Origin of the sequence: Pseudomonas sp. R25(2017), from assembly GCF_002112565.1 — a bacterium.
Lineage (GTDB): Bacteria > Pseudomonadota > Gammaproteobacteria > Pseudomonadales > Pseudomonadaceae > Aquipseudomonas > Aquipseudomonas ekonensis.
On the sequence record NZ_NEHZ01000004.1, the window covers coordinates 174,185 to 186,698 of the forward strand.

Below are 12,514 nucleotides of genomic sequence, written 5' to 3' on the forward strand. Positions count from 1 at the left end.
TCCCCCTGGTTTCAGACGTCTGATCTGAGGGTAGACCATCCTTGAAAAATAGCAGGCTATCGATTTAATAGCCGTCCGCTATGAACCGGAACGCCTGCGCCTGCACGGTCATCCTTGTACGGTGCGCCTGTTCGGAAGACTTCGGGGCCGGCGCACCGTTCAAAAAATGATCAATCTTCCTTCAGTTTCAGCAACGGTTCCTGAAACCGCAGCAGGCGCCCGGCATTGCCCAGCACCAGCAAGGTGCTGAGGTTGTGCAGCAGCGCAGCGATCATGGCCCCGGCTGCACCGAGCCAACCGAATGCGGCGAACACGACGATGGCCAGCGTCCAGCCCAGGCCGATGATCACGTTCACCTGCAACGTGCGCCGGCAGTGGCGGCTCAGCCGCACGCAGGTGCCCAGGCGTCGCAGGTCGCTGCCGATCAGCACGATGTCGGCCGAGGCCAGCGCGATGTCGGCGCCTCCCGCCCCCATCGCCACACCGACCACCCCGGCCTTGAGCGCCAATGAGTCGTTGATGCCGTCGCCGACCACCATCGGCCGGAAGCCGCTGTCGATCTCCTTCAGCACTCGGTTGAGCTTGTCCTCCGGCAACGCTTGGGCCTCGACTTCGTGCAGGCCGACATCCCGGGCCAGCGCGTTCGCCACACTGTGGCGATCGCCGGTCAGCAGCAATTGCCGTCCCAGGCCCAGGTCGCGCAACTCACCCAGCGCCAGCCGCGCTTCCGGCTTGACGCTGTCGGCGAGCAGCAGCCAGGCGAGGAATTCGCCGTTCAGCGCCAGCCCGGCGATCGGGCCGTCGTGCTCCGGTACGGCGGTGGTGACGATGCCCAACTGCGTGAACAGCTCCGGGCGACCCAGCGCCGCTTCGCCCCGGGTCGTCATCGCGACCACGCCCAAGCCTTGCCGCTCGTGGATGTCGGTCAGCGCCAGGTCACTGTCCGGCTCGGCCAGACCGGCCAGCGCACGGCTGACCGGATGGCTGCTGGCTGCACCGAGCGCCGCCGCCAGCGCAATCACCGTGCCGTGCTCGACGCGGGGGCTGTCGACCGACTGCAAGCGCAAGGTGCCGAACGTCAGGGTGCCGGTCTTGTCCACCACCAACGAGGTGAGATCGGCCAGCTCCTCAAGGAACGCCGAACTGCGGATCAGGATCCCGTGCCGCGCCGCCACCGCCACACCGGCAATCGCGGTGGCCGGCGCCGACAGCACCAACGCGCACGGGCAAGCCGCCACCAGCACCGCAAGCATCGCTTGCGCATCGTGGGTGATGAACCAGGTCACCGCCGCCAGCAGCAACACCAGCACCATGTAGCTGCCGGCGTAACGCTCCAGCAGGCGAGTGATCGGTGGCTTGGAGCGTTCGGCGTTCTGCATCAGGCCGATGACCTTGCCGAGGGTCGATTCATCGCCGGTGCGAGTCACCTCGATGCGCAGCAGGCCGTCGCGGTTGATCGCCCCGCCGAACACCTCCATGCCGACGCCCGCCTCCACCGGCACCGACTCGCCGGTGATCGACGCCGTGTCGAGGCTGGCCTGGCCGGACAGCACCCGCCCGTCCGCCGGCACCCGGTCCCCCGCCCGGACCTCAACCGTGTCGCCGGCCTTGAGCGTGCTGTTGTCGACTTCGATGACCGAGCCGTCGGCCTGAAGCTTGCGTGCATGGCTGCGGGTCAACTGGCCCAGCGCATGGATCGCCTCCTGGGAGCCGATCACGCTGCGTTCTTCCAGCACGTGGCCGAAGATCATGATGATCGGCAGCAACGCCGCCGTGAGCAGGTCACCGGTGGCCCAGGCGCCGAGCAGGGCCAGCGCGATCAACTGATCGGTGATGCCGTGCAGGCTCGGATAGCGCAGGCTGAACCAGGCCGAACGCATGACCGGCACCGCGACCAGAACCGACGCGACGCCCAGTAGCAACTGGCTGACGCCGGTCTGCTCCGGCATCAGCCAGCGCCAGATCAGCCCCAGCCCGAGCAGGCCCAGGGCGAGCATCGCCAGGGTCAACTGGCGTGCGGCGCGGCGCTGTTCCGCCGAGGACAACAGGCTCGGCGCAGGAAGGGTGTTCGTGGTCATTTACTGGCTCCCTGAATGATCAGCCGGGCATCGTCCTTCGGATCCACCGTGGTGACTGAACCGGCCTGGCCGAGGATCTTCGGAATGCGCTCGCGGTACAGACGCAGCAACATCTGCGGGTCGCTGCCTTGCTGCCGGGCCTTGGCCAGGCTCAGGACCGTCGCCGTGTCGGCGGTGGCTTTGGCGAGCCGCTCACCGGCCTGCGCATGGGCGACCTGCAGTGTGCGGTCGGCTTGTTCGTTGGCGGTCTGGGTGAGCTTCTCCGCTTCGGTGCGGGCGTTGGCCACGGCTTTGTCGGCCTGTTGACTGGCGGTCAAGACGGCATTGAACGCACTCACCGCTGGCGCCGGCAGACTCGACTGCACGTCGACCCGCACCGCTTCGATGCCGATGCCCTGCCCGTCTGCCTTCAGCTCGGCCAGGCGTCGGTTGATGCCTTGCACCAGATCGCCGCGCAACCGTTCACGACGCTCGGCGGCCTGGTTATCGGCGCCGATCAGTTCAGGTCGGGCCACCAGAATCGTGTCCAGGTCCCGGGCGGCCGTCAGGGCCACCGCACTGCGGGTCACCAGGCGATCCAGCGCGGGCAGCACATGGTCACCTTGAAGCACATACGCATAAGGGTCGGTCACTTTGTAGAACACCCGAACATCCAGTTGCACGACGCCAGCATCCCCGGTGAGCAAATAGCCGGAACCGGCCAGCGCGTCGCTCAACGGTGTGGCGAATGTCGCCACGCGATCCGCCTGCAAGGCCGCGTCGCTACGCAGCAGATTGTCGACCCGACGCTCGATCACCCGATCCGCCGCCGGCAGCAGCACCACTTGCTCGAAGGGTTCGGGCCAGGCCAACAGCAAACCGGCATTCTGTATCCGATCCAAGGCACCGAAATGCAAAACCACCGCGCGGTTTTGCGGATCGATCTGCCGCACATTGGAGAATGCCCAGGCCAGCGCCGCCAGCACGGTCACGGCGTACAGCGCAAAGAACGCTAGGCGTCCGGCCTGGATCCACGGGCTGTTCAGCGACTGTGTTCCACGTGGAACTTCACTCATGGCTGCGATCCGCTTTTGCTGTCGAGCGTCGGCGGACCGTCCACCAAGGCGCGGAACGGCGCGGCGTCGGTGCGCAGAATCAGCTTGGTGTCAGGCGTGACGATGGTGCCGAGGGTGTCCAGCGAACGCAGCAGGTTGTACAGCTGCGGCGACCCGGCATAGGCGCGCCCGTAGATCTGCGCCGCCTCGACCCGGGATTGCGCCTCGATTTCTGCCGCCTTCACTGTGGCGTCGGCCTGCACCATGCGCGCATCTCGTTCGGCCGCGGAGCGGATCTGCGCCGCTTCGCGCTTGCCGACCGCCGTGCGTTCGGTGGCGATGGTTTCACGCTCGGCGCGCATCCGATCGACGGTGGCCGTGAGCGTCACCGACGGCAAGGTCAGCCGCTCAATGCCGACCTGCACCACCCGCACCCCGTAGGTCGCCAGCAATTGCTGGTCGATCTGTTGGCGCAACTGCGCCTCGAAGTCACCGATGCGCACCTGAGCGGCATCGGTGTTCACCAGATTCGCCAGGTCGAAACGGCTGGCGGTGGTCTCCAGCGCCGAACCGACAAACGTGCGGATCTGCCGCGCGGCTTCGTCCGGCTGGTTCTGTACGGCGCGCATGAAACGCTGCACGTTGTCCGGATCACCCTGCACCTGCCACGCCACATACGCCTGGACGATGATGCGCAGGCCGTCGCGGGTGCCGACATCCTGCAGGCCGCTGGACGTGGTGCGCAGACGCAAGTCCACCGGGATCGCCGCCTCGAACGGCGCCGGCCAGCGCCAGCCCAGCCCGGGATCCAGCAGCACCCGGGTCGGGTTGCCGAAGCGGGTGATCACCGTCGCCTCCCCGGAGCGCACCTGCACCAGGCTCGCCGCCGCGACGGCAAAGGCCACCAGCAACGCCGCCCAGCCCATGCGCCGCCACGGGAACGGCCCCGCTTCTTCCGGCTCGCCGTGGTGATGGTGATGATGACCGTGGGGATGGTGATGCCCGCCATGAGCATGACCGTGGCCGCTGTGATCGGAATGATCGTGAGTGTGCGACTGGCTCAATGGGTGACTCCTGGTTGAGCAACATTGCGTGCGGGCGCGGGATCGGCCGGCAGTGTGAAGGTGCGCAGGTCAATGGTCGGCGCATTGCCGCTGCCGCCCAGGCGATGGTCGAGCACCAGCAGCCGGGCTTTGCTCAGCCCTTGGCTGAGCTGACCGAGGTACTGCTCCAGCACGAACGCTTGACCGGCGCTGGCGTAGGCCTTTTGTTCGGCCGAAAACTTCAGGTCCGCCGCCCGTGCCGCCGCTTCCGTTTCACGGGCATTGGCGGTGGCTTGATCCCCGGCAAGGCTGGCCTGCAGTTGCGCTTGGTTGCTGGCCTCGGCTGCTGCGCCGCGCTCGCGGGCGATCAACGCCTGCGCGCCGATCTGTGCGGCCTGCACGCCGTGATAGGCATTGGCCGCACCGGCTGGCGGATGAATGGCCTCGACCACCGTGGCGAGGATTTCCACGCCGCTGTCGAGTTTCTTCAGGTCGTGCTGCACCGCCCGGCCGATCTCCTCGGCGAGCCCTGTCCTGTCTTGCCCCAGCAAACCGTCGAGGGTTCGTGAGGCGAAATCGTGCACCAGAATCCGGCTGGCCGTGCTGCGGATCAGCGTCGGCACATCGGCGCTGTTGTAGGTGGCGGCCAAGGCAGCCTGATCGCTCAAACCGATGCGGTAGACGAAGCGCACGTCCATGTTGACGATCTGGAAGCTCTGCTGCCCGCCCCGGCTGTCGGCGATCACCTGGGACTTGTCGTTGACGTGGCTGGCGTCCCACAAGCGGTTGGCCGTCAGCGGCGGTGGTCCTTCGGCAGGCTCCGCCTGAACGGGCGCCGGGTTTTCGCCGACGCTGGTGGCCAGCTCATGCACCACGCCGTTCTCGACGCTCAGCACCCGCCCCAACGGCCAGGGCAGACCGGCGTGCAGGCCGGGGCCGAACACCTGCACCGGTTTGCCGAAACGCTCGTAGATGCCGCGGCCTTGCATCGGGATTTCATGAAGCCCGGTCAGCAGCCACCCCACCGCTGCGACCAGCGCCAGCACCGGCAGCAGGGCCCGGCGCATGTAGCTGAAGGCCCAGATCTGGCGCAGATCGATGCCGAAACGGTTGTGCAGTTCATGCTGCAAGGCCAGCAGCGGCTGCGGCGGCCAGCGCAGCAGATCCGCCACAACGCTGCGCGCCAGCAGGGTCGGCTCGAGCGTCTCCCGGCGCGGGCTGAACAGCGACAACACCGCACGCAGCAGCAACTCCACCGCCACCACGCCCGGCAGGAGGCCAATCAGCACCGCGACGCGCACCGGCCACACGGCGCTTTCGCTGGCGAACAACAGGCACAACGCCGCCAATACCAGACAGATGATCGCCACGCGCGCCAATTGCGCCAGCGAACCCGCTTCAGGCCATTGCGCTGGAGGCTCCTGGGCCCATTGCCGTTCCAGCACCAGCAACCCGAACGCCAGCACCAACGCCAGCGCGGCGCCGACCGTCGCCGACATGCCCACAGCGGCGGACGGCAACGCCAGGTTCCACGTCTGATCGACGCTCAACGCGGCCGCCAAGGCCCAGCCGCCCAGCCATAACGTGGGCGCGCCGACCTGCCCGAGCAGATGCAGGCCGCGACGACTCAACCGGTCGAGCAACCGCTCGTACCAACCGTCCGGCGCAGGCGAATCATCTTCGGGGACGACCGATGCGGGCGGATCGATCATCCGTGCCCGCCAGCGGCTCACCCACCACGCCGATTGCAGCCCGGCCACCAATACCAGCAACGCAGCGCTGAGGTTGACCAGCAGCGCCGGCCACAACGATTGCGGGGCAAACAGCCCGACAAAGAACGCCAGCACCCACCCTGCCCCGGCCAGCGAGCCCAGCCCGACGGCCAACCGGCGCAAGCGGCGCCCCTGGGCCGCGGCCTGCTGAAAGCGCGGCAGTCCGGTCACGTGGGTGCCATCCCCCTCCAGATCGACTTGCATATCCCCCCAAAACCCTTGGCTAACGGCACATATCGTTACGATATAACAAATGCCGTGAAATATTCGTACACAAATCCACTATCTAAAGACGACCCACCTGTCGCTTGCCTGAAGCCTTGACCGAAATGTCTGGAAACGCACATATTACGTTCGTAATTTTTAGTGCGGACTACCGTTACCGATCCGCATCCATCAACCGGGAGCAAGCGCATGAGCAACTATGACGTGGTGATTCTGGGCGGCGGCCCCGGCGGCTACAACGCGGCGATCCGCGCCGGCCAGCTTGGCCTCAAGGCCGCCTGCGTGGAGGGCCGCGCCACCCTCGGCGGCACCTGCCTGAATGTCGGCTGCATGCCCTCCAAGGCGTTGCTGCATGCCTCCGAACTGTACGAAGCGGCCTTGGGGCCGGAATTCGCCAACCTCGGCATCGAGGTCAAACCCTCGCTCAACCTCGCGCAGATGATGAAGCAGAAGGACGAAAGCGTCGCCGGCCTGACCAAAGGCATCGAGTTCCTGTTCCGCAAGAACAAGGTCGACTGGATCAAGGGCTGGGGCCATATCGACGGCCCCGGCAAGGTCAGCGTGACCGGCGATCAGGGCAGCCGCATCGAGCTGACCGCCAAGGACATCGTCATCGCCACCGGCTCCGAGCCCACGCCCCTGCCCGGCGTGGAGATCGACAACAAGCGCATCCTCGACTCCACCGGCGCGCTGTCGCTGGGCGAAGTGCCCAGACACCTGGTGGTGATCGGCGCCGGGGTGATCGGCCTGGAGCTGGGCTCGGTCTGGCGCCGGCTCGGGGCGCAAGTGACGGTGGTCGAATACCTGGACCGCATCTGTCCCGGCGTCGACGGCGAGGCCGGCAAAGCCTTGCAGCGCTCACTGGGCAAGCAAGGGATCGCGTTCAGGCTGAGCTCGAAAGTCACCAGCGCCACGACCACGGCCAACGGCGTGCAACTGAGCGTCGAACCCGCCGCCGGCGGCGACGCCGAATTGCTGGAAGCCGATTATGTGCTGGTCGCCATCGGCCGCCGGCCGTACACCCGCGGGCTGGGCCTGGAGAACGTCGGCCTGGGCACCGACAAGCGCGGCATGCTCGCCAACGACCGCCACCGCACCGAGGCCGCCGGGGTGTGGGTGATCGGCGACGTCACGTCCGGGCCGATGCTCGCGCACAAGGCCGAAGACGAAGCCATGGCCTGCATCGAGCGGATCGCCGGCAAGGCGGCCGAGGTCAACTACGACCTGATCCCCAACGTGATCTACACCCGGCCGGAACTGGCCAGCGTCGGCAAGACCGAAGAGCAGCTCAAGGCCGAAGGCCGGGCCTACAAGGTCGGCAAGTTCCCGTTCACCGCCAACAGCCGGGCCAAGATCAACCACGAGACCGAAGGTTTCGCCAAGGTCATCGCCGACGAGCGCACGGACGAAGTGCTGGGCGTGCACCTGGTCGGCCCGAGCGTCAGCGAGATGATCGGCGAGTACTGCGTGGCCATGGAGTTCAGCGCCTCGGCCGAGGACATCGCCCTGACCTGCCACCCGCACCCGACCCGCTCGGAGGCGCTGCGCCAGGCCGCGATGGATGTGGAGGGGATGGCGACGCAGATGTAGGCCGCCTGCAGACAGACCGCTATCGCGAGCAGGCTCGCTCCCACAGAGATTGATGCAGTCCCTGTAGGAGCGAGCCTGCTCGCGATGGGCTCAACTCGGCCTCAAGCCGGAAGATGCCCCAACGGCAACGCCCCCGGCGTTTTCACCGTGTTGATCGCAAAGTTGCTGCGGATGTCACTCACCCCCGGCAACTTCAGCAGGCAACCGGTGAGAAAGCGGTCATAGGCCCGCAGGTCAGGCACCACCACCTGCAACAGGAAGTCCGACTCGCCGGACACCAGAAACGCCGAAATCACCTCCGGCAGCGCCGTCACCGCCGCCCGGAACGCTTCGGCCCGCTCATCGTTGTGCCGCTCCACCTTGACCCCGACGAACACCGTCAGCCCCAGGCCCACTTCATCGCGGTCGAGGTTGGCCTGGTAGCCGCGGATCACCCCCGCCTCCTCCAGCATCCGCACCCGCCGCAGGCACGGCGACGCCGACAGGCCGATCTCGTCGGCCAGCTGCACGTTGCTCAGGCGTCCGTCCCGTTGCAGCGCGGCGAGAATCTTGCGGTCGAAGGCGTCCAGTTTCATGGTTGGCAGATCCTGATGGTCTATGCGCAAAAAGAAAGCAGGTTATGCCAATCCCAAGCGCATTTGAAGCGAACTACGCAACCACCTGCCCTGCCCTTCGGCCCTAGACTGAGCCGACCGAATCGACAACGAAAGGGGTGCGGCATGGCGAGTCTCTGGCTGTTTTTCCTGGCATTGGCGGTGGTCTACCTGCTTCCGGGCCCGGACATGATCCTGCTGTTGCAGACCGGCGCCCGTCAGGGCCGCGGTGCGGCGCTGGCCACTGCCGTCGGGCTGGCGGTGGCCCGGGGCTGCCATGTGGCGCTGGCGGGGCTGGGGCTGGCGGCGCTGTTCAAGGCCGCGCCGTGGACGTTCGACGTGGTGCGCCTGGCCGGGGCGGCCTACCTGCTGTGGCTCGGCGTCCAGTGCCTGCGCAGCACGTTGCTGCCGGACCTGAGCGCGGCGCAAGTGCCGGACGCGAAGGCGCAGTGGCGCGAAGCGGTGCGCCGCGGCCTGCTGACCAATCTGCTCAACCCCAAGGCGTTGCTGTTCTGCTCGGTGCTGCTGCCGCAGTTCATCGTCGCCGACGGTGCGCCGGTGCTCACCCAGTTCGCCGTGCTCGGTGCCTTGCTGGTGGGCGCAGGGCTGCTGTTCGACAGCGCCTACGCCCTGGCCGGCGCCGCCCTGGGCCGCTGGCTGCACAACAGCCCTTCGGCTCAGCGCCTGCAACAGTGGCTGTTCGGCAGCCTGTTGATCGGTTTCGCCGTGCGCCTGACGTTCGTCCAGCAGGCCTAGGCTTTGCGGGCCTTGCGTCGGCGGCCGAACAGCCACAGCGCAGCGCCCGCCAGCACCACGGCCGCGCCGATCTGCACCGGCCACTTGTAAGGGCGCAGCGTCGAGCGCACGGCGTCGGTGACCTGGGTCACGTAACGCTTGTCGGCATTCTCGAAGTCCGGATACGGGCACTGGTGGCCGAAGTCCACCGCCCACGGCACGTACGGGCCTTCCTTCACATAGCGCTGGTACAGCCCGCGCTGATCCTCCTCGCTGCTGTTCCAGCCGGCCGCCGTACACAGCACGGCGGCGAACGCCTGGCTGGTGTGCGGCAGGTTGTCGGCCGCGCGGTTGGCCAATGCGGTGGCGACGAACCGGTAGTGGTAACGCACGTCGGGCTGCGCCTCGCTGGCCTTCTGGCGCTGCACTTCGGCGTCGGCCACCAACGGGCCGACTTTCAGTTCAGCAGTCTCCAGGCTGTAGTTGCCGCCGAACGTCGCGTAATCCGGCGCCATCTCGTAGCCGAGGATGTCCATGCCCCATTCCCGGGCCGTCCAGGCCGCGTTGAACAGCGCGGCGGCGCGTTTGGTCGGCCACCAGGCCGAGTCGGCGTTCAGGCGCTGCTGACCGTACAGCCGGGCCTTGTTCTGCAGGTCGGGATTGTCGAAGTAGCCGACCGCCTCTTCGTAGCGACCTTCGCGCAGCAAGCGCCGGCCCAACAGGTTGCGCAGGTTCGCCGCCACCGACAGCGGCACGTAGTTGTCGCGATCCTGCTGGCTCAGCACCGGCGGCGCCGGCACTTTCTCATCGACGTAGCGCTTGAGCTCATCGAGGGTCAGCACCCGCTCGGCCACGGTCGCGGCGTCGAACCAGTAAATGTCCTGGCTCTGGTACAGCCGGTCGAAGGCTTGCAGGTAATCGCCGCGCTGCAGGTCGAGGATCGCGCTTTCGCCGTCCACCCGGCACTTGGGCCGCAGGGTTTCGAAGGCCCAGTCCGGCGTGCGCCGCTCGCCCCACGATTCGTCCTTCGGGAAGGCCTGGGCGGCTTTGGCGTACGCCGCTGCGGCGGCGTTGGAATCGCCGTCGCGCACCGCCAGTTTCGCCCGCAGCCACCAGGCCAGCCCGCCGTCCCCGGCGTGTTCGAGAAGCGCCTTGGCGGTGGCGTAGTCGCCCTGCTGATAGTTCATCGCCGCCAGGCGGTCGGCGTTGTCCAGGCTGCCGCGGGTGCTGTCTTGCAGCAGTTTGATCAGTGCTTTCTCGCGCTCCGGCTGTTCGCCGAACGACCAGCCGATCCGGCTGATCAGCGAGGCCGTGACCAGTTGCTGCACCGCTTTGCCCCGCAGCAGCTTGGCCAGTTGATCCTCGGGCAGCGCCACCAGGTCGTTCACCAGCAGTTTCAGCGAAGACGCCCCTACCATAGAGCCATGCTGGTTCTGCGCCGCGTACAGTTCGATGGCGCCGTTCCAGTCGCCGGTGGTGCGCAGCACCCGGGCCTCTTCGCCGAGGCTGGCCACGCCCAGTTCCAGCGGGTCGCTGAAACCGTCGATGTTCAGCTGGCGGGTCTGGCGGAACGCGGCGAGCGCCTGCTCCAGCGGGTCGAGGGCGTCGTCCGCCTGCCCGCTCATGGCGTACAGGGAACGGCCCAGGGAGTACGCCGCCCACGTGCTGCGCAACGGACGCTGATCCGCCGGCAGCGCCAGCACCTGTCTGAAGTAGTCGGCGGCCAGCGGGTAATCGGCGGCGGCGAACGCCACGGCGCCGGCCACGTACAGGCGAACTTCGGCGGGAAGGCCGGTTCCCTGCTCATAGGCCTGACGGGCATCGCCGAGGCTGCGCAAGCGCTTGACCTGCGCCTGCGCAGCTTCGCTCAGGTCCGCCTGCTCGGCCTGCTCGCGCTCGTCGACGTATTCGCCGGGCTCGCCGTAGGCGTCCGGGTTGTGGGTGGCCACCGTCGTGAGCTTGAGCCCGTCGATGGCTTTGCCCAAGCGGCTGATCTCGAAGTTGAAGTTGCCCTCCGGCAGCTCCGCCAGCGATTGCCCGCGGTTGTCGAGCAGGCGCATCGGGAAGTCCGGGCCGCAGGCCAGCGCCGTGCCCAGCGGCAGGCTGAGGCTCAGGCAGAGCAGGTGGCGGGGCCAGTTACGGGTCAACATGCGAACCTCCTTGATCAATGTGTGCGCAACGCGCCCAACCGACAGCGCGCTGACCGCCCGCCGGCAACCGGCCGTCGCGCAGGCGGGTGAAGGTAAGCAGATCCGGCGTTTGTTGCAACGAGTAACCGGCCAGGGCGTCGGCGCCGACGCAGTCCCGGGCCTTGACCGTCAGGCGCGCGGGCCAAGCGCTGTCGAGATTGCCCCGGTTGGCGAGGCCGATGTCGTAGAGTCCGTCCTGCACCGTGAAGCTCACGCCGAGGCTGCTCGACAGGGGTTCGCCGCGGGCGACGGCACGCAACGTGGTCAGGCTCCAGGCCCGGCGGTCGTTGGCCAGCGGCAGGCGGAACCAGATCAGGCCGGCCAGATGCGCCGGGGGGTTATCCCGCAGTCCGCTGGCCAGCCGGCTCAAGGCCTGTGGATCGGCGAGCAGTTCGCGGCGTTCGCCGCGCCGCGGGATCGCGACCTCGCTCTCCACTTCCGGCGCCCCGCCGCTGTCCGGCAACAGCGCCACACCGTAGGCCGGCAGCGCCAGGTAGAACGGCTTGTCGCTGACCCGTCCCCAGGCGTCCGCCCAGCGCCGCGCCTGATCCGCATCGAACAGGCCCCGACGCGGATCGCTCACCGCATGCACCTGCAGCACACTGCTGTCGACCGTCGCCAGCAACGCCGGCAATTGCGGGCTGTCCAGCCACGCCGGCAACGCGGTGATGCTCAGCGGCAACGAGGGCGGCAGCGCCGGGCGCAGATGGGCGAGGAATTCGGCATAGGCCGGCAGCCGTGCGCTGCCGGCATCGTGGTCGATCTCAACGCCGGCCAACGTCAGCCCCTGTCCGCGCCAGTCGTCGAGCACCTGAAGGATCTGCGCCGTGGCGTGCGCAAGGTCCAGGGACTTGAGCTGGCCGTCGAGTCGAACCACCGCAATCAGCGGCCGACCGTCCTGGCGGAGCAACGCCGGATCGATCCGCGCCCGGCTCCATCCCGCCTGTGGAAACGCCTGCAACGCCAGCACCCGCACCGTGGAAAAGTCAGCGCGGCTGTCACGCAGCGCAGCCCCGTGGGCGGGCGTCCATTGGCGCTGCCAGATGTAGAGCTGCTGGTCGAGGGGCGGCGCCGACGTCCGCTCACAGGCCGTGAGCCAAGTGGCGATGGCCAGCACCGCCGACAGCCCGATGAAAAACCGCATTGCTTGCGACTCCCTGACCACGCAAAGCGCCAAGGGTACACAAAACCTTTGCAAGCGACCGACATCTTGGTTGACTGAACTGACGCCATCGGCGGATCGCCGCCCGGGGCA

At 67.6% G+C, this 12,514-nt stretch carries 9 protein-coding genes; 2 read left to right on the forward strand and 7 right to left on the reverse strand.

What is annotated here, in order from left to right; translation table 11 throughout:
- Nucleotides 1-170 precede the first annotated feature (170 nt).
- The 4 genes from CAG31_RS06825 to CAG31_RS06840 are packed head-to-tail and all read right to left on the reverse strand — an operon-like array spanning nt 171 to nt 6,131.
- Complete coding sequence (locus tag CAG31_RS06825) at nt 171-2,078, reverse strand: heavy metal translocating P-type ATPase (protein WP_085579201.1); 1,908 nt, start codon at nt 2,076-2,078, stop codon at nt 171-173.
- Complete coding sequence (gene hflK, locus CAG31_RS06830; RefSeq protein WP_085579203.1) at nt 2,075-3,133, reverse strand: protease modulator HflK; 1,059 nt, start codon at nt 3,131-3,133, stop codon at nt 2,075-2,077. The genes CAG31_RS06825 and hflK overlap by 4 nt, the downstream gene beginning before the upstream one ends.
- Nucleotides 3,130-4,176, reverse strand: coding sequence for a protease modulator HflC (gene hflC / locus CAG31_RS06835; protein ID WP_085579205.1), 1,047 nt, complete (start codon nt 4,174-4,176; stop codon nt 3,130-3,132). Before hflC ends, hflK begins: the two co-directional genes overlap by 4 nt.
- Nucleotides 4,173-6,131, reverse strand: coding sequence for a protease modulator HflK (locus tag CAG31_RS06840; protein WP_085579207.1), 1,959 nt, complete (start codon nt 6,129-6,131; stop codon nt 4,173-4,175). Before CAG31_RS06840 ends, hflC begins: the two co-directional genes overlap by 4 nt.
- A gap of 210 nt (nt 6,132-6,341) precedes the next feature.
- Here CAG31_RS06840 and lpdA point away from each other — a divergent pair, with 210 nt between their 5' ends.
- On the forward strand, nt 6,342-7,742 hold the full coding sequence (lpdA, locus tag CAG31_RS06845; RefSeq protein ID WP_085579209.1) for a dihydrolipoyl dehydrogenase: 1,401 nt from the start codon (nt 6,342-6,344) through the stop codon (nt 7,740-7,742).
- A 101-nt stretch (nt 7,743-7,843) separates the two neighbouring features.
- Here lpdA and CAG31_RS06850 read toward each other — a convergent pair whose 3' ends face one another.
- Nucleotides 7,844-8,317 carry an Lrp/AsnC family transcriptional regulator gene (locus tag CAG31_RS06850; RefSeq protein ID WP_085579211.1) on the reverse strand — a complete coding sequence of 158 codons (474 nt, stop codon included), beginning with the start codon at nt 8,315-8,317 and terminating at the stop codon, nt 7,844-7,846.
- Nucleotides 8,318-8,461: 144 nt separating this feature from the next.
- Here CAG31_RS06850 and CAG31_RS06855 point away from each other — a divergent pair, with 144 nt between their 5' ends.
- A complete protein-coding gene (locus tag CAG31_RS06855) occupies nt 8,462-9,091 on the forward strand; it encodes a LysE family translocator (protein WP_085579213.1) in 630 nt (209 codons plus the stop codon).
- On the opposite strand, the gene CAG31_RS06860 is transcribed toward CAG31_RS06855, so the two are convergent.
- Both CAG31_RS06860 and CAG31_RS06865 read right to left on the reverse strand, forming a co-directional pair.
- The gene (locus CAG31_RS06860) at nt 9,088-11,220 is read right to left on the reverse strand and encodes a hypothetical protein (protein WP_085579215.1); all 2,133 of its coding nucleotides are present in this window, start codon (nt 11,218-11,220) and stop codon (nt 9,088-9,090) included. The two genes, CAG31_RS06855 and CAG31_RS06860, sit on opposite strands and share 4 nt — an antisense overlap.
- A complete protein-coding gene (locus CAG31_RS06865) occupies nt 11,207-12,403 on the reverse strand; it encodes a DUF3142 domain-containing protein (RefSeq protein WP_085579217.1) in 1,197 nt (398 codons plus the stop codon). The genes CAG31_RS06860 and CAG31_RS06865 overlap by 14 nt, the downstream gene beginning before the upstream one ends.
- Nucleotides 12,404-12,514 lie beyond the last annotated feature (111 nt).